The organism is Frisingicoccus caecimuris, from assembly GCF_004340975.1.
Lineage (GTDB): Bacteria > Bacillota > Clostridia > Lachnospirales > Lachnospiraceae > Frisingicoccus > Frisingicoccus caecimuris.
Genome location: NZ_SLXA01000003.1, coordinates 155,385 through 173,180 on the forward strand (window position 1 = coordinate 155,385; position 17,796 = coordinate 173,180).

The window sequence follows — 17,796 nt, forward strand, 5'->3', positions numbered from 1 at the left end:
CGTGTATAAAAAGGTTTTGACAATAGAGATGAGATAGTGGAGGCGTATTATGGCTAAATATTTGGTTATTGTGGAATCTCCTGCGAAAGCCAAAACCATTAATAAGTTCCTTGGATCGAATTATCGGGTAGTTGCGTCAAATGGACATGTACGTGATTTACCCAAAAGCCAGTTGGGAATTGATATTGAAAACGATTTTGAACCGAAATATATAACGATTCGCGGAAAAGGCGACATTCTTGCCATGCTTCGTAAAGAAGTAAAAAAAGCGGATAAAGTTTATCTTGCAACTGACCCGGACCGGGAGGGAGAAGCAATTTCCTGGCATCTGGCTCAGGCTTTGAAACTGGAACAGAAACAGATACATCGTATTACATTTAATGAGATTACAAAGACAGCTGTAAAAAATTCTATCAAACAGGCCAGAGATATTGATATGGATCTGGTAGATGCCCAGCAGGCCCGGCGTATACTGGACCGTATGGTGGGATATAAGATCAGCCCGCTGCTCTGGGCGAAGGTCAAACGGGGATTGAGCGCCGGTCGTGTGCAGTCCGTAGCCCTTCGTATTATCTGTGACAGAGAGCAGGAGATCGATTCCTTCATTCCGGAGGAATATTGGTCACTGGATGTCCTGCTGGATGTTAAGGGGGAGAAAAAGCCCCTGACAGCCAAATTCTACGGCAGAGATAAGGAAAAAATGGAGATTCATTCCAAAGAACAGTTAGAGGCAATTCTGGCGGATCTGGACGGTCATCCATACAAGATATATAATATAAAAAATGGCGAGCGTTCAAAGAAACCGCCATTGCCGTTCACAACGAGTACCCTGCAGCAGGAGGCTTCTAAGCTGCTGAATTTTTCAACACAGAAGACGATGCGTATCGCTCAGCAGCTGTATGAAGGCGTGGATATTAAAGGAAATGGAACGGTTGGTCTGATTACTTATCTTAGAACAGACTCCACCCGTATCTCTGAGGAAGCGGATGCCGCAGTGCGTCAGTTTATCGGCGATGCCTATGGACCGGAGTATGTGATCGGTCAGATGAAAGACAGTAAAAACAGCGGGAAGATCCAGGATGCCCATGAGGCGATCCGCCCGTCCAATAGTGAACTGACGCCGACAAAGATTAAGGAATCCCTGTCCAGAGACCAGTTTCGGCTGTATCAGCTCATCTGGAGCCGATTTGTTGCCAGCCGGATGGCCGATGCAGTTTATGGGACGACAAATGTTAAAATTAATTGTAATGACTATATTTTCACAGTCACGGCATCAAAGATTAAATTTGAAGGTTTTCTTTCGGTGTATAAGCATACGGAGGATAAGGCGGAATCCAATGTCCTTTTAAAGAAATTAACGGAGGATAGTCAGCTTTCATTCAATGATTTTGAAGGAAAACAGCATTTTACTCAGCCACCGGCACATTTCACAGAGGCTTCCCTTGTTAAGACATTGGAGGAACTGGGAATTGGACGGCCAAGCACCTATGCGCCGACGATCACGACCATCATTGCCCGTCGTTATGTGGCGAAGGAGAATAAAAATCTTTATGTGACTGAGCTTGGCGAAGTAGTAAATCAGATTATGAAAGATGCATTTCCGAGTATTGTCGATGTTTCTTTTACTGCGAATATGGAATTTCTTTTGGATAAAGTTGAAGAGGGCTGTGTCAATTATAAGACAGTTGTCCGCAACTTCTATCCGGATTTAGAAGAGGCTGTTCAGACTGCCGAAAAGGAACTGGAACAGGTAAAGATTGAGGATGAAGTGTCAGATGTGATCTGTGACCAGTGCGGTCGTCATATGGTCATTAAATATGGACCTCACGGAAAGTTTCTGGCATGCCCGGGGTTCCCTGAGTGTAAAAATACAAAAACATATTTTGAAAAAATAGGCGTAAGCTGTCCAAAGTGCGGTAAGGATATTGTTATCCGGAAGACGCAGAAAGGACGTAAATATTACGGTTGTGAAAATAATCCGGAGTGCGATTTTATGACATGGCAGAGGCCTTCTGGAAAAAGTTGTCCAAAGTGCGGTAATGCACTGCTGATAAAAGGGCAGAAACTGGTATGTGCGGATGTAACCTGCGGATATCGGGAAAATCGGGAAGAAAAAGAATCATAGACAAGACTGTCCCCTGTCAGGGCCATCACAATGGACTCAACAGGGGACTTTTTGTATATTTGTTTTTTCGATAAGTCCGGAGAGGAGTAGATGATTATGCCAAGAGTTAAGAGGATGAAAGTGGTAGTTACATTTCCGTCGACGGTTCAGGCTCTTAAGATGGAGCAGTGCTGTAAACGGGATGGTCTGGACGGGCGGCTTATTCCGGTGCCGAAACAGATATCTGCCGGATGTGGAATGGCCTGGGCAGCGGTTCCGGATTCGAAGACAGCGCTGGAAATAATGATATCTCAGGAAGGAATTGAAGTTGAAGGGGTTTATGAGCTTTTGCTATAGATAAAATGTTTTAGAATGGGGAGTGAATGATGGAACAGGAACCGATTGTTTTTTGTAAAGGCGGAGGTTGTACAGCAAAGCTTGGACCTGACGTTCTGAGCAGGGTGCTGAGTCAGATACCTAAAGTAGAGGATCCGAATCTTTTGATTGGTTATGAAAATTCAGACGATGCGGCGGTGTATAAGCTGGCAGAGGATTTGGCAATTGTCCAGACACTGGATTTTTTTCCGCCAATGGTGGATGATCCGTACATTTTCGGACAGATAGCAGCAGCCAATGCGCTGAGCGATGTTTATGCGATGGGCGGTGAGGTAAAAACGGCGTTGAATATTGTCTGTTTTCCTGAAACCATGGATTTGAATGTTCTCGGACAGATTTTATTGGGAGGAAGCGAGAAGGTCAGGGAGGCTGGCGGTGTTCTGGCCGGCGGCCATTCGATTGCAGATGCGGATGTAAAATACGGCCTGTCCGTCACAGGAGTCATTCATCCAGAGAAGATTTTTGCAAACAACCGTTGTGAAGAAGGGGATGTGCTTCTGCTGACAAAGCCTTTGGGGACAGGGATTGTCTGTACGGCAAATCGTCTCGGGGAAGCTTCAAAAAGCGCCATGGCGCTGGCTGTAAAGTCTATGACTGCACTGAATAAGTATGCCTCGGAAATTATGAAAAAGTATCAGGTGCATGGGTGTACGGATGTGACCGGATTTGGTTTTCTCGTGCATCTGTGTGAAATGCTGACAGATCAGTACAGCGCCTGTATTGATGCTTCGGCTATTCCGTATATACCGGAGTGTCCCGAGTATGTGGAGGAGTTTTACCTGACGGCTGCAGGTCAGAGAAATCGGAATCATGTGGAAAGTCAGATAGCATTTGTCGACTGCAGTTTTGCGATGGAGGAAATCCTGTTTGATGCCCAGACATCCGGTGGTCTGTTGGTAAGTATGCCGCCGGAGGATGGAGCGGCGGCACTTGAAGAGCTGAAAAAACTTGGATTGCCGTGTAATATTGTAGGTCAGGTGACAGCCAGAAAAGAAAAAACAGTTATTGTAAGAGGATAGGGGTGGATGGAAATGAGAAAATTAGATGAACGTGGAAAGCAGTGTCCGATGCCGGTCATTGAAGCAAAACAGGCATTGGCAGAGGCAGCACCGGGAGAAATGATCGAGGTGATCGTGGACAATGAAATCGCAGTTCAGAATCTGACAAAAATGGCGAAACATAAACAATTAAAATCGGCGGCTGAAAAGAAGGGTGAACGGGAATTTTCTGTTGTTATTGAAGCTGGAGCAAAGGAGCAGATTTCAGTCTCCGTACCGGAAGAGAAACCGGAGATGATTGCCTGTACACCGGACGGAAAATCCAACGGTCTGGTGATCGTTCTTTCTTCGGATCAGATGGGTTCAGGAGATGAGGTCCTGGGAAAACTTCTCATGAAAGGTTTTATCTATGCGGTCAGTCATCAGGAACAGCTCCCTGAGAAGGTGCTGATGTATAACAGTGGCGCATTTCTTTCCTGTGAAGGTTCAGATTCCCTGGAGGATTTGAAGGAACTGGAAGCTCAGGGGGCAGAAATTTTGACATGCGGTACATGTCTGAATCACTATCATTTGGAGGACAAGCTTCGGGTCGGCAGTGTGACGAATATGTATGATATTACAGAAAGTCTCCTGCAGGCTAAAAAGATTATTCGTCCATAAGAAACGTTTGGGGGAGATGGGATGATTTATCTGGATAGCGCAGCAACCAGCCTGTACAGGCCGGCTCAGGTGGTCGAAGCAGTGTGCCGGGCGCTGACAACTCTGGGAAATTCTTCCCGGGGTACACATACGGCGGCGCTGACAGGGGCCAGGATGATCTTTGAAACCCGTCAGATGCTGTCGAATCTGTTCCATGGGGATGGCCCGGAGCAGGTCGTTTTTACGGCGAATTCCACAGAAAGTCTGAATATGGTCGTCAAAGGCATACTGACACCGGGCGATCGGGTTGTTACCACGGTGATGGAGCATAACAGCGTGCTCCGTCCTTTGTATGAAATGGAACGGCAGGGAATCTGTCTGGAAATTGTCGGAACGGATGATCTGGGACGTTTGGATATGGCGGCTATGAGACAGGCAATTGATTTCGGGGCCAGGGCCGTATTCTGTACACATGCGTCGAATTTGACGGGAAATATCAACGACATTCGGAAAATCGGTGGATGGTGCCGGGAGGCAGGCACTCTTTTTGTGGTGGATGCCTCCCAGACAGCGGGAATATTTCCTATAGATATGCAGGAAGATTTTGTGGATGTTTTATGCTTTACCGGACATAAGAGCCTTATGGGACCCCAGGGGACCGGCGGCCTCTGTGTGCGCAAAGGACTTCAGGTCCGTCCTTTGGTCACCGGAGGCAGCGGCATAAAGACATTTGACAAGATTCATCCACTTCAAATGCCGGAAGCATTGGAGGCAGGGACATTAAATGGTCATGGAATTTCGGGCTTAAAGGCCGCGATAGCTTTTATTCAGGAACAGGGAATGGACACGCTTCGAATAAAGGAGCAGAATTTAGCCCGTGAGTTCTATCAAAGGGCGCAGGATATTCCTGGTATTCGATTTTACGGAGACTATTCAGTGATGGAGAGAGCTCCCATTGTCGCACTGAATCTTGGAGATGAGGATTCGGCGGAAGTGAGTGACTGGCTGGCCCGGGAATATGAGATATGTACGCGTCCGGGAGGCCACTGTGCGCCATTGATGCATCGGAGATTTGGAACGGAAGCACAGGGAATCGTGAGATTCAGCTTTTCAAATTTTAACACAATGGATGAGGTGGAAGCGACTATATCGGCTCTGAGAAATTATTGATGCAGGAACCTTCTCACCGGATATTAAATTTTCCATATCATAAATATAAGCAGGCAGAGTTTGGCTGTTCGTGGAAAATTTAAATAAAAAGGTGGGAGACCATGATACAATCTTTGATTTGGGCCGCCCTGGGAACCGGATTTGCATTTTTGATGACGGTGTCCGGTGCGGCAACCGTATTTTTGTTTCGAAAACAGGTAAATGAGGGACTCCAGAAAATTTTTCTCGGGTTCGCTTCGGGAATTATGATTGCCGCTTCCATATGGTCGCTGATTATTCCGGCCATTGAGCAGGCTGAGGCATTGGGGGGCTTGCCGTGGGTTCCGGCCGCCCTCGGCTTCCTTTTCGGCGGCCTGTTTCTTTTGATAGTGGATGGCATTTTTGCAAAATGTACAAATTGGACGAATCGGGCGAATTTACTGGTATTTGCAGTGACACTCCATAATATTCCGGAAGGGATGGCTGTTGGTCTGGCCTTTGCTCTGGCAGCCCAGAATATAGACCAGAGAGAATTATACGCGGCTGCCTTTGCTCTGGCTCTGGGGATTGGTGTCCAGAATTTTCCCGAAGGTGCAGCAGTCTCTTTACCGCTGAGACAGGAAGGAATGTCGGCAAAGAAAGCCTTTCTTTATGGGGTTTTATCTGCGGCTGTGGAACCGATGTTCGGGATGATGGTCGTACTGGTGTCTGGTTTTATCCGGCCGGCGATGCCCTGGCTTTTATCCTTTGCGGCAGGAGCCATGATTTATGTCGTTGTGGAAGAATTGATTCCGGAAGCCAATGATTCGGGACGGTCCCACAGGGGAACCATAGGAAGCATGGCGGGGTTTTTGATTATGATGATTCTGGATGTTGCCTTGTCTTTATAAGTGATGCCGCGATTTTTTATAAGTAATTTTAATGGGGAATCTATTGATTTAAAAAAAATATTGCGATAGAATAAGGGCGGATATAACAACCGGAAAAGCATATGGAAGAAAGAGGTCAGATTCAAATGAAGAAATTAGAAATGTTGTATGAAGGAAAAGCAAAAAAAGTTTATACGACGGATGTAGAAGACGTATTAATTGTTGATTATAAAGATGATGCAACCGCATTTAACGGTGAAAAAAAAGGAACGATTGTCGGTAAAGGTGTTGTAAATAACCGGATGACCAACCATATTTTTAAAATGCTTGAAGAAAAAGGCATTCCGACGCATCTTGTAGAGGAATTAAGCGACAGAGAAACAGCTGTAAAAAAAGTAGAAATTGTTCCGCTGGAAGTTATCGTCCGTAATGTGGCTGCAGGAAGTTTTTCTAAAAAGCTTGGAATTGAAGAAGGTTTCCGCCTTCTTGCACCAACATTGGAATTCAGTTATAAAAATGATGCGTTGGGCGATCCGATGATCAATGATTACTATGCGATTGCCATTGGTGCGGCTACACGGGAAGAAATTGATCGTATTACAGAACTTGTATTTAAGATCAATGAAATTCTTGTGGCTTATTTTGCTGAAAAGAATATTGACTTGATTGATTTTAAGGTAGAGTTTGGACGTTATAAAGGTGAGATCATCCTTGCGGATGAGATTTCGCCGGATACATGCCGCTTCTGGGATTCGGAAACCCATGAGAAACTGGATAAAGACCGTTTCAGAAGAGATTTGGGACGGGTAGAAGAAGCTTACGAAGAAGTTTACAGAAGACTGGGATTATAATTATGATCAAGCAGAAAGACTCCTGTCAGATAAAAGAAGAACTCCATGAGGAATGTGGTGTCTTTGGTGCTTATAACACAAAGGGCGGGGATATTGCTTCCTGGATTTATTATGGATTGTTTTCATTACAGCACCGTGGTCAGGAAAGCTGCGGCATTGCGGTAAGTGAAAACAGAGATATACGATATTATAAGGATATGGGACTGGTCAATGAGGTATTTACGCCGGAAAATCTGGATAAACTTCATGGAGATATTGCCATCGGTCATGTCCGGTATTCGACAGCAGGCAGCAGTGTACGCGCCAATGCTCAGCCATTGGTGACCAAATATGTCAAAGGACAGCTCGCCATTGCCCATAATGGCAATCTGGTCAATGCAGTGGATCTACGTGAGGAACTGGAAAAGAATGGCGCCATCTTCCAGACAACGATTGACTCCGAAGTGATTGCTTATCTGGTGGCCAGGGAGCGGGTGCACTGCCCTTCTGTTGAGGAAGCGGTCTTCAGAGCAATGCCATATATTCAGGGGGCCTATTCCCTTCTCGTCATGAGTCCGCGGAAATTGATCGCAGCCCGGGATCCGTATGGCTTTAAACCACTCTGTATTGGAAAAAGAGACGATACATGGGTGGTAGCATCGGAAACCTGTGCACTTGACACGGTCGGTGCGGAATTTATCCGGGATGTAGAACCGGGAGAGATTATTGTCATTAATGAAGAAGGTCTGGCATCGGATCGGCGCTATTGTAATCTGGCTGAGAAATCCGGCCGATGTATTTTTGAATATATTTATTTTGCCCGCCCGGACAGTGTCATCGATGGGGTCAGTGTGTTTAATTCCCGAATCATGGCCGGAAAGATTTTGGCCCAGACCCATCCGGTGGAAGCAGATCTGGTGGTTGGTGTGCCGGAATCGGGTAATGATGCGGCTATGGGATATGCCCTGGAATCGGGAATTCCGTATGGCCGGGCTTTTGTAAAAAATAATTATGTTGGCAGAACCTTTATTAAACCGAAACAGAGCATGAGAGAGCAGAGTGTTAAGATCAAGCTGAATGTTTTAAAAGATGCGGTAAAGGGAAAGCGTATTATTATGATTGATGATTCAATCGTCCGCGGAACGACCAGCGGCAATATTGTCCAGATGCTTAAGAATGCAGGGGCAACGGAGGTTCATGTCAGAATCAGTTCACCGCCGTTTAAATATCCGTGCTATTTTGGTACGGATATTCCAAATAGAGATCAGCTCATTGCCAATCATTATACGGTGGAAGAGATTGGTGAGATGATGGGAGCGGATTCCCTTGGCTATTTGGATCTGGACCGCATGGGTGAGATGGTGGAAGGTCTGGAATATTGTCAGGCCTGCTTTAACGGGGATTATCCGTTGGCACCGCCGACCCGGGATATTCGCGGGGATATGGAATTTTAATTTAGGAGGATAAAACATGAATGATAGATACCACAGTCCGTTATCGGAAAGATATGCAAGCAAAGAGATGCAGTATATCTTTTCTCCGGATATGAAATTCAAGACATGGAGAAAATTGTGGATTGCCCTGGCTGAAACAGAAGCAGAGCTTGGCCTGCCGATTACGGAGGAACAGATTGCTGAGTTAAAGGCGGCAAAGGATGATATTAATTATGATGTGGCAAAGGCCAGAGAAAAAGAAGTACGTCACGATGTTATGTCTCATGTGTATGCCTATGGACAGCAGTGTCCGACAGCAAAGGGTATCATCCATCTGGGAGCGACCTCTTGTTATGTAGGTGATAATACGGATGTGATCATTATGCGTGAAGCATTGTATCTAGTCCGCAAAAAGCTTTTGAATGTGATCAGTGAGCTGGCAAAATTTGCAGATACCTATAAAGAGCTTCCGACACTGGCATTTACCCATTTCCAGCCGGCACAGCCGACGACCGTTGGAAAACGTGCCAGTCTCTGGTTAAATGATCTGGTCATGGATTTATCCGATGTGGATTATATGATTTCCCAGTTAAAACTGCTTGGTTCCAAAGGTACTACCGGAACTCAGGCCAGCTTTCTGGAATTATTTGACGGAGATCATGATAAATGTAAAGAAGCGGACCGCCGCATTGCACAGAAAATGGGCTTTGACGCCTGCTATCCGGTATCGGGTCAGACCTATTCAAGAAAACTGGATACCCGCGTGCTGAATGTTGTTGCCAGCATTGCCCAGAGTGCGCATAAGTTCTCTAATGATATTCGTCTCCTTCAGCATTTGAAAGAGATTGAGGAGCCGTTTGAAAAGAGTCAGATTGGTTCTTCAGCAATGGCCTATAAACGGAATCCGATGCGCAGTGAACGTATTGCATCTCTTTCCAGATATGTGATGATCGACGTATTGAATCCGGCGATCACAGCAGCAACTCAGTGGTTTGAGAGAACACTGGATGATTCGGCCAACAAACGGCTCAGTGTGCCGGAAGCATTTCTGGCTATTGACGGTGTGCTGGACCTGTATATGAATGTGGTTGACGGCCTTGTTGTCTATCCAAAGGTGATCGAACAGCGTCTGATGAGTGAACTGCCATTTATGGCAACTGAAAATATCATGATGGATGCAGTAAAACGCGGCGGGGACCGTCAGGAACTTCACGAACGTATTCGTACCCATTCTATGGAAGCAGGACGTATGGTCAAAGTCGAAGGAAAGCCAAATGACCTGTTGGAGCGTATTGCAGCTGACCCGGCTTTCGGAACGACGATGGAAGAGTTACAGTCCATTATGAATCCGAGAAACTTTGTCGGACGTGCGCCGGAACAGGTAACAGAATTTTTGAATGAGGTCATTCAGCCGATTCTGGATGAGAATAAAGAGGTTCTCGGTATGATGGCAGAGATTAATGTATAATATGGAGTGGTAGCGCATGATTGGATTATCCGTTTTGGATATTAAAAATTTCATGGCGGGAATTCTTACCGGGACGATGTTTGATAAGTTCTATCTGCGGGACGGAGAGATTCAGACATTCACAGAATTTCATTTGGGCGGTTATTTAAACCGCCCTTATTTCGATTCGGAGGAGTGGGAAGCTTTGGCGGGACGGAAACTGTGTCTTTGGTCTGAGGTGAAGCCCTTTGCTTTTCAATTGATCAAAGGGCATAAGCTTCCGGTCCGTTTTAAACTCGTATTTCAGCTTTCGGATGAGAATACCCGGTGGCTTCTGGAGAGGCATCACCTTCCGGTGAATCCGGAGGATATGGGCGGCTTGTTTATGAATATTACTTATGACCATGAGAAACTGGTGTGTACCTCCGGCGTTTCTTATAAGACCTTTGTGATGGATAAAACACTGGAACAGTGTTGGGATGATACAGTCTGTCAGTATTTTAAACAGAATCATATAACGGTGGAGCAGATGTAAACAAGAAAATTAGCACTCGCTTAAAGTGAGTGCTAATTTTTTGTTGACAATCGGATAAACTGGTATTACAATATGTTTCAGATAAAAAATTAGTTTATAATTTTTAAGGAGTGATTTTAATGGCAGAGACAATAAAGGAACAGGGAAGTTTATCCATTAACAGTGAAAATTTATTTCCAATCATAAAGAAATGGTTATATTCCGATCATGATATTTTTGTCAGAGAATTAGTTTCCAATGGCTGTGATGCAATCACAAAGCTGAAAAAGCTGGAGATGATGGGTGAATGTACAATTGCCGAGGATGAAAAGCTGAAAGTTGAAGTTATCGTTAATTCAGAAGATAAGACAATGATCGTACGGGATAATGGTATCGGTATGACAGCCGATGAAGTGAAAGAATATATTACCCAGATTGCTTTTTCCGGTGCTACGGATTTCCTGGAAAAATATAAGGATAAGACGAATGAAGACCAGATCATCGGACATTTTGGCCTGGGATTCTATTCGGCCTTTATGGTTGCGGATCGTGTAACGATTCAGACACGTTCCTACAAAGAGGATGCCGAACCGGTTTACTGGGAATGTGACGGCGATTCAGAATACGCTATGACTAAAGGGGACAAAGAAACCCGCGGTACAGAGATCACACTGTATCTGAATGAAGACAGCCTGGAATTCGCTAATGAATATCGGGCCAGAGAAGTTCTGGATAAATACTGTGCTTTCATGCCGGTGGAAATTTATATTTCCAAAGAAGGCGGTGAACCGGAAACTCAGAACGTAAAAGAAGAAGATATTCTTGACACAGACAAAGTTATTGAATATTATACGGAACCGGCCAAAACAGAGGAAAAAGAGAATGAGGACGGGACAAAGGAAACGGTTGAGATCACACCGGAGCAAAAGATGGCAAAGATTCATCGTCGTCCATTCCTGATCAATGATATTCATCCGCTCTGGGCAAAGCATCCGAATGAGTGTACGGAAGAGGAGTATAAGGCTTTCTACCGGAAAGTATTTAATGATTATAAAGAGCCATTGTTCTGGATTCATCTGAATATGGATTATCCGTTTAATTTAAAGGGTATTCTCTATTTCCCAAAACTGAATTTGGAATATGAGGCTGTTGAGGGAACGATTAAGCTGTATAATAACCAGGTATTTATCGCGGATAATATTAAAGAAGTCATTCCGGAATTTCTTATGCTCTTAAAGGGCGTTATCGACTGTCCGGATCTTCCTCTGAATGTTTCGCGTTCGGCTCTTCAGAATGACGGTTTTGTTCAGAAGATTTCCGATTATATTACGAAGAAAGTGGCGGACAAGCTCTCCGGTATGTGCAAGACCGACCGGGAAAATTATGAAAAATACTGGGATGATATCAGTCCTTTCATTAAATATGGCTATATTAAAGATGAAAAGTTCAAAGGCAAGATGAAAGATTATATCCTTTATAAGAACCTGGAAAGCAAATATCTGACTTTGAAGGATTATCTGGAAGCTGCCAAAGAAAAACATGAGAACCAGGTATTCTATGTGACGGATGAAGTTCAGCAGGGACAGTATATCAACATGTTTAAGGAGCAGGAGATGGATGCGGTCATTCTGAAACATGCCATTGACCAGCCATTCATCAGCGTTCTGGAACAGGATGAGGAAAATGTAAAATTCCATCGCATCGATACGGACCTGGCAGATATTTTCAAAGAAGAGGTCAATGAGGAAGACGGCAAAGTCCTGGAGGAAAATACAAAGACATTGACCGATATCTTTAAGAAGGCTCTCGGACGGGATAATATCCAGGTCAAGGTAGAGAAGTTGAAGAACGCAGAGACTTCCTCTATGATTACTTTAAATGAAGAGAGCCGCCGGATGCAGGATATGATGAAGATGTATGGTATGACAGATATGAGCATGTTTGGTAATGAGGGTGAAACACTGATTCTGAATGCCAACAATACGTTGGTACAGTACGTGCTGGAGCATACAGATGGTGAATATACGGATATGATCTGCCAGCAGCTCTATGATCTGGCTTTACTCAGTCATAAACCGCTGGAAGCTTCGGCCATGACCGCATTTATTGAACGGAGCAATAAGATCATGATGGTTTTGACAAAATAACATATTAAAAACAAAGGCGGATACTTGACAAAGGCAATATCCATAGGATAATATAAAAAAGTTACTATCGACAGACAGGAAAAGAGGTTTGCAATGTACGATATTATTCTGGATACGCTAATGGACGGTATCCGCCTTTTACCTTTTTTATTTGTAACTTACATTGTTATGGAATATATTGAGCATAAGATGAGCGCCGGTACCCGGCGGGTGGTTCAGGCCTCTGGAAGATTCGGCCCTCTTATCGGAAGTATTGCCGGCATTTTTCCACAGTGCGGTTTTTCGGCGGCGGCGGCCAGTTTGTATGCGGGGCGGGTCATTACCCGCGGTACATTGATTGCCATTTTTCTTTCCACATCGGATGAGATGCTTCCGGTATTCATTTCACAGCAGGTACCGGTAAAAGTTATTTTGTCTGTGCTTGGAATGAAGGTGGTCATTGGTATGGCGGCCGGGTTTCTTGTGGATGTTATATTTTTGATGGTGAAAAAAGAACCGGAACAGGAAATGGATATTCACCATATGTGTGAGCATGATCATTGCCATTGTGAGGATGGTATTTTAAAATCGGCCTTTGTGCATACGGCTCAGATTTTTTTCTTTATCATTCTTGTTTCTTTTATCTTAAATTTAGTCATTGCCGGGATCGGTGAAGAAAGTCTGACAGAAATCGTTTTAAACCAGCCGCTGATCGGCTCTCTGATATCCGGAATTGTGGGGCTTATACCGAATTGTGCGGCGTCGGTGGTGATTACTCAACTGTATTTAGACGGGGCCATGAGCTTGGGCGCTATGATGTCAGGACTGTTGGTCGGCGCCGGTGTCGGTCTGATCGTTCTTTACCGGACCAATGATTCTCTGAGAGAGAATTTAAAAATTACTGTAATTTTATATGTGATCGGTGTTGCTGCCGGAATCGCTATTGATTTTCTTGGAATTACATTATAAAATTTGTTTATACTGCACATGATAAATATGAGGAGGCAGATGAATCATGGCTATGGGATGTTTGGGATTTGCAGCAGCCATTTGCGGCGGAGATTTGATCATTAAAGATTATGTGAAAGAGAATGTGGCGGAACGCAGCCGGAAAAATCTGGTCGGAAACAAGGTGATTCTGACAAAGTATTTCAATAAAGGCGCCATGCTCGGAGCGATGGCCGATAACCCGGAGCTTTTGAAAGGGATGACCGTATTTGGTGTTGGAAGTCTGGCCGGAGCCTGGATGATGGTTGCCGGAAAACGTGGACACAGCCTCCAGAAACTGGGGCTCTCGATGATGCTTGGAGGCGCCGGAAGCAATGCTTATGAGCGATTGAAATCGGGTAAGGTGACCGATTATATCCGTTTTAATGTAGGTACGGAGAAGTTCCGTAACGTGATTTATAATGTGGGCGATCTGGCCGTGTTTGCGGGGACTCTGTTGTTGCTTCTGGGGGAGGGGCTGTCCCGGGATTGTTGAAGAAGATTTTAAATTGATATCAAAAACAAAAAGACCTGTGGTGAGAAAATTGCAGGTCTTTTTGTATGTATAGAGTTTAAAAGGGATTAGAGATAATTATAATTTAATCTGGAAATCTGCGTAAGCGCTGCTCCCGTGTTCGTGTCCGTCAAGGCCATCCAGTTCTTCCTGTTCGGTAACACGAAGTCCGATGGTTTTGTCAATGACTTTAAAGATGATGAAGGCCATAACGACTGTGAAGACACCGACAGCAACAACACCGAGGACTTCCACACCGATGAACTGGATACGGCTCATACCGTACTCTTCAAGGACGGAAGATTTTGCAAATACACCAGTCAGAATCGTACCGAGCATACCGCAGCCCCAGTGAACGCCGGTGGCACCGACAGGGTCATCAATTTTAAGAATACGGTCAACAAATTCGATAACAAGAACAACAGCAAAACCGCAGATGACACCGATGGCAAGCGCACCATAATTAGATACGATATCACAGCCGGCAGTCACACCGACCAGACCGGCAAGCGCACCGTTCATTGTCATAGAAATATCCGGTTTTCCGTAACGAATCCATGTGAAGAAGAGAGCAACTAAGGTCGCTGCTGCTGCTGCCAGGTTTGTTGTCATGGCGATATTGCCAAGTTCCAGAGTAGCAGCGGTTGTAGAACCGCAGTTGAATCCAAACCAGCAGAACCAGAGAATAAATGTTCCCAAAGCGCCCAGTGGAAGATTATGTCCTGGAATGGCATTTGGTTTACCGTCTGCACGATATTTTCCGATACGAGGTCCAAGGATTGCAGCGCCGATCAAAGCACACCATCCGCCGACAGAATGTACGGCTGTGGAACCGGCAAAGTCATGGAAACCGATGGAGGACAGCCAACCGCCGCCCCAGATCCAGTGCCCGGTGATCGGATAGATGAAGATACTGATACATGCACTGTAGGCCAGATAGGCGGAGAACTTTGTACGCTCAGCCATGGCGCCGGAAACAATTGTTGCCGAAGTTGCACAGAATACAGTGTGAAAAATCATAAATACACCAATCGGAAGCGCCAGACCAAGTCCGGACTGGAGAGAAGATTCAAGGCTGTAAGGATCGAAGAAACCGGATAAACCGATGATTCCATTGCCCTGACCGAACATTAAAGCAAAACCGATGAGATAGAAAGCAATGGAACCGATAACGAAGTCCATCATATTTTTCATAACGATGTTACCGGCATTTTTTGCCCGGGTAAAGCCCGTTTCTACCATAGCGAATCCGGCCTGCATAAAGTAGACGAGACATGCGGCGATCATTGTCCATACAATATCTAATAAATTATATTCCATAATGGGTAGCCTCCTTTAAAATAAAAGCAATCGTAAAGCAACATGTTTGGGGCAAAAATTCTAAAGAGCGTCTGTGCCCCGCTCGCCTGTACGGATACGAACGGCATCCAGAACATCATAAATGAATATTTTTCCATCACCGTAATTACCGGTTGTAATTTCTTTGACTACCCGGGATATGATTTCCTCGGCGGCATCATCAGCGACAACGGTTTCAACCTTTACCTTTGGAAGCAGGTTGACAGCGTAGGTTGTTCCGCGGTACATCCGGGTAAAACCTTTCTGGTTACCATAACCCATAATGTTGGTTATCATGACACCACTTGCCTGAGAATCATCAAGAATTGATTTTAAGTTTTCAAGCTTTTCCGGTTTGATGACCATTTCTAATTTTTTCATATGCTTTTCCTCCTCTTGATATTTCCTGCGGAACCGGACCATCCCTGTTCAGCAAAAAGAAAAAGACGCCTTCGGATGAGGTTTCCCATCTGAAGACGTCTTTGTCTTAACTTGTGTTTTATTATATTCTCAAAATTCGGAAAGTCAATTGAAAATTGACAAAAAATTTATTTTTGGGAAAACCCCACAAACTTTTTTAAAAATCCGAAAAATTTTCAAACAATTTATCAAAACAAATTTTCAAGTTCACCCAGACATGTATCAAAGACCTGTAAAGCTGCCGTTGTCGGTTCGGTGGTGGTCATATCGACACCGCAGGATTTCAGTAAATCGATGCAGTCCATGGAGCAGCCGCCGCTTAAAAAACGCTTATAGTCGGCAAGAGCGCCGGGCTCACCGGACAGAATCCGACGGCCGAAGGCGATGGCGGCCGAAATGCCGGTGGCATATTGGTAGACATAGAATGGGGTGTAAAAATGAGGAATTCTCGCCCATTCCATGGCAATTTCATCGTCAATGACCATGTCCGGTCCGAAATAGAGTTTATTCAGGTCTTTATAAATTTCACAGAGTGTATCACAGGTCAGAGCTTCCCCGGCCGCTTCCTTTTCGTGAGTGATTTTTTCAAATTCGGCAAACATGGTCTGGCGGAAAAGGGTCCCTTTAAACTGATCCAGCAGATGGTTTAAAAGGTAGGCTTTTTCTTCTTTGCTCTCTGCTTTTTCCAGTAAATGCGAGATAAGCAGGTATTCGTTACAGGTGGAGGCAATTTCAGCTACAAAAATGGTGTAATTGGAATTGACATAGGTCTGGGTGGCATTGGTATAGCAGGAGTGGAGGGAATGCCCCATCTCATGTGCCAGAGTGAAAACATTGTCCAGATTTCCCTGGTAATTCAGTAAGACGTAAGGGTGAGTGCCGTAGACACAGGTGGAATAGGCGCCGCTGCGTTTTCCCTGATTCTCATAAATATCGATCCAGCGATTGTCGAAGCCTTCCCGGAGAAGGGCTAAATAGTCGTCACCCAACGGAGCGAGACCTTCAAGGACAATGTCTTTAGCCTTTTCAAAAGGAATTTCCGGGGAATGATATTCAATGATCGGTGTATAAACATCGTACATATGCAGTTCATCCAGGCCAAGGAGTTTTTTTCGGAGATTCACATAACGGTACATAGACGGCAGGAAGCTATGGACCGTATCAATGAGCTGAGTATATACGGCGGTTGGGATGTGATAACTGTCAAGATGCGCTTCCATGGTGGAAGTGTACTTTCGTGCCCGGGTGTAAAAAAGTTCTTTTTTTACATTGGCGCTGTAGGCCGCGGCCAGGGTATTTTTATAGGCGCCGTAGGTATGGTAGAGAGCTTTAAAAGCATCTTTACGCACCTGACGGTTCCGGCTTTCCATGAGTGTGATAAAACGGCCGTGGGTGACTTCGATTGGGTGGCCGTTTCCGTCATCAATGGCAGGAAAATGTAAGTCGGCGTTATTAAACATATTGAAAATAGTTTGTGGACCGTAACTCATATCAGCGCTTAAAGAAAGAAGTTCTTCTTCTCCGGCTGAAAGGGTATGAGCTTTTTGGCGCAGGGTATCATTGAGAAAATGCCGATAATTTTCAAGGCCTGGTTCTTCCGCATACCAGTCATTCAGAAGCTCCTGCGTGAGGGTGAGAATCTCCGGTGATTCCCAGGAGATAGCTGAAAAGAGCCGGGTGTACAGTCCAAGCGCCTGATTCTTCATGGCCTGGGCAGTTGTATTTGCCGTATCCTGATCCGAATACTGGAAGGCGTAGCTGTAGAGCCGGTCAACGACTAGAAGCTGTGCATCCTTTTCTTTCAGATAAGCGTAAAGGTTCGCGGCAGATTGGCTGATCTTGCCCCGATAAGAGGCCAAAATAGGGATTTTTGATTCCGCTGCAGAAAAAGCTTCGGAAAATGCTGTACGGTCTGCGTATAAAGGTGTTAAGTCCCAGGTGTTTTCGCTGCTTATTTCGGAGCGATTTGGAACGCTATCGGTTTTTATCATCATAATTCCTCCTGTTTTTGTTAAGTTTATCCAAAATCGGA

At 45.0% G+C, this 17,796-nt stretch carries 16 protein-coding genes; 13 read left to right on the forward strand and 3 right to left on the reverse strand.

Features of this window, described 5'->3' with window-relative positions; genetic code table 11:
• Positions 1-49: 49 nt before the first annotated feature.
• The 13 genes from topA to EV212_RS04895 all read left to right on the forward strand — a co-directional run bounded on the left by topA (position 50) and on the right by EV212_RS04895 (position 13,988).
• The gene (gene topA / locus EV212_RS04835) at positions 50-2,125 is read left to right on the forward strand and encodes a type I DNA topoisomerase (RefSeq protein WP_132089690.1); all 2,076 of its coding nucleotides are present in this window, start codon (positions 50-52) and stop codon (positions 2,123-2,125) included.
• Between the two features lie 96 nt (positions 2,126-2,221).
• A complete protein-coding gene (locus EV212_RS04840; protein WP_132089693.1) occupies positions 2,222-2,461 on the forward strand; it encodes a DUF3343 domain-containing protein in 240 nt (79 codons plus the stop codon).
• 26 nt (positions 2,462-2,487) lie between these two features.
• Positions 2,488-3,519, forward strand: a complete 1,032-nt coding sequence (gene selD / locus EV212_RS04845; RefSeq protein ID WP_330570453.1) for a selenide, water dikinase SelD — start codon at positions 2,488-2,490, stop codon at positions 3,517-3,519.
• Between the two features lie 12 nt (positions 3,520-3,531).
• Positions 3,532-4,158 carry a sulfurtransferase-like selenium metabolism protein YedF gene (yedF, locus tag EV212_RS04850; protein ID WP_330570454.1) on the forward strand — a complete coding sequence of 209 codons (627 nt, stop codon included), beginning with the start codon at positions 3,532-3,534 and terminating at the stop codon, positions 4,156-4,158.
• A 21-nt stretch (positions 4,159-4,179) separates the two neighbouring features.
• The gene (locus EV212_RS04855) at positions 4,180-5,307 is read left to right on the forward strand and encodes an aminotransferase class V-fold PLP-dependent enzyme (protein ID WP_132089699.1); all 1,128 of its coding nucleotides are present in this window, start codon (positions 4,180-4,182) and stop codon (positions 5,305-5,307) included.
• A 101-nt stretch (positions 5,308-5,408) separates the two neighbouring features.
• A complete protein-coding gene (locus tag EV212_RS04860) occupies positions 5,409-6,176 on the forward strand; it encodes a ZIP family metal transporter (protein ID WP_207669064.1) in 768 nt (255 codons plus the stop codon).
• Positions 6,177-6,301: 125 nt separating this feature from the next.
• Entirely contained in the window at positions 6,302-7,006 is a 705-nt protein-coding gene (gene purC, locus EV212_RS04865; RefSeq protein WP_132089702.1) for a phosphoribosylaminoimidazolesuccinocarboxamide synthase, read from the forward strand.
• A gap of 2 nt (positions 7,007-7,008) precedes the next feature.
• Positions 7,009-8,439, forward strand: coding sequence for an amidophosphoribosyltransferase (gene purF / locus EV212_RS04870; protein ID WP_132089705.1), 1,431 nt, complete (start codon positions 7,009-7,011; stop codon positions 8,437-8,439).
• Positions 8,440-8,455: 16 nt separating this feature from the next.
• On the forward strand, positions 8,456-9,886 hold the full coding sequence (purB, locus tag EV212_RS04875; protein WP_132089708.1) for an adenylosuccinate lyase: 1,431 nt from the start codon (positions 8,456-8,458) through the stop codon (positions 9,884-9,886).
• A gap of 16 nt (positions 9,887-9,902) precedes the next feature.
• Entirely contained in the window at positions 9,903-10,400 is a 498-nt protein-coding gene (locus EV212_RS04880; RefSeq protein ID WP_132089711.1) for a DUF5721 family protein, read from the forward strand.
• 131 nt (positions 10,401-10,531) lie between these two features.
• Complete coding sequence (gene htpG / locus EV212_RS04885; protein WP_132090005.1) at positions 10,532-12,526, forward strand: molecular chaperone HtpG; 1,995 nt, start codon at positions 10,532-10,534, stop codon at positions 12,524-12,526.
• Positions 12,527-12,619: 93 nt separating this feature from the next.
• Positions 12,620-13,474: a putative manganese transporter gene (locus EV212_RS04890; protein ID WP_132089715.1), complete on the forward strand. Its 855-nt coding sequence runs from the start codon at positions 12,620-12,622 to the stop codon at positions 13,472-13,474.
• Between the two features lie 46 nt (positions 13,475-13,520).
• Positions 13,521-13,988, forward strand: coding sequence for a signal peptidase II (locus EV212_RS04895; protein ID WP_132089718.1), 468 nt, complete (start codon positions 13,521-13,523; stop codon positions 13,986-13,988).
• 96 nt (positions 13,989-14,084) lie between these two features.
• Here the strand turns inward: EV212_RS04895 and EV212_RS04900 are convergent, their stop codons facing one another.
• The 3 genes from EV212_RS04900 to pepF form a co-directional block, all read right to left on the reverse strand.
• Positions 14,085-15,326 carry an ammonium transporter gene (locus tag EV212_RS04900; protein WP_132089721.1) on the reverse strand — a complete coding sequence of 414 codons (1,242 nt, stop codon included), beginning with the start codon at positions 15,324-15,326 and terminating at the stop codon, positions 14,085-14,087.
• 60 nt (positions 15,327-15,386) lie between these two features.
• The gene (locus tag EV212_RS04905; RefSeq protein WP_132089724.1) at positions 15,387-15,725 is read right to left on the reverse strand and encodes a P-II family nitrogen regulator; all 339 of its coding nucleotides are present in this window, start codon (positions 15,723-15,725) and stop codon (positions 15,387-15,389) included.
• A 227-nt stretch (positions 15,726-15,952) separates the two neighbouring features.
• Positions 15,953-17,755: an oligoendopeptidase F gene (gene pepF, locus EV212_RS04910; protein WP_132090008.1), complete on the reverse strand. Its 1,803-nt coding sequence runs from the start codon at positions 17,753-17,755 to the stop codon at positions 15,953-15,955.
• Positions 17,756-17,796: the final 41 nt, after the last annotated feature.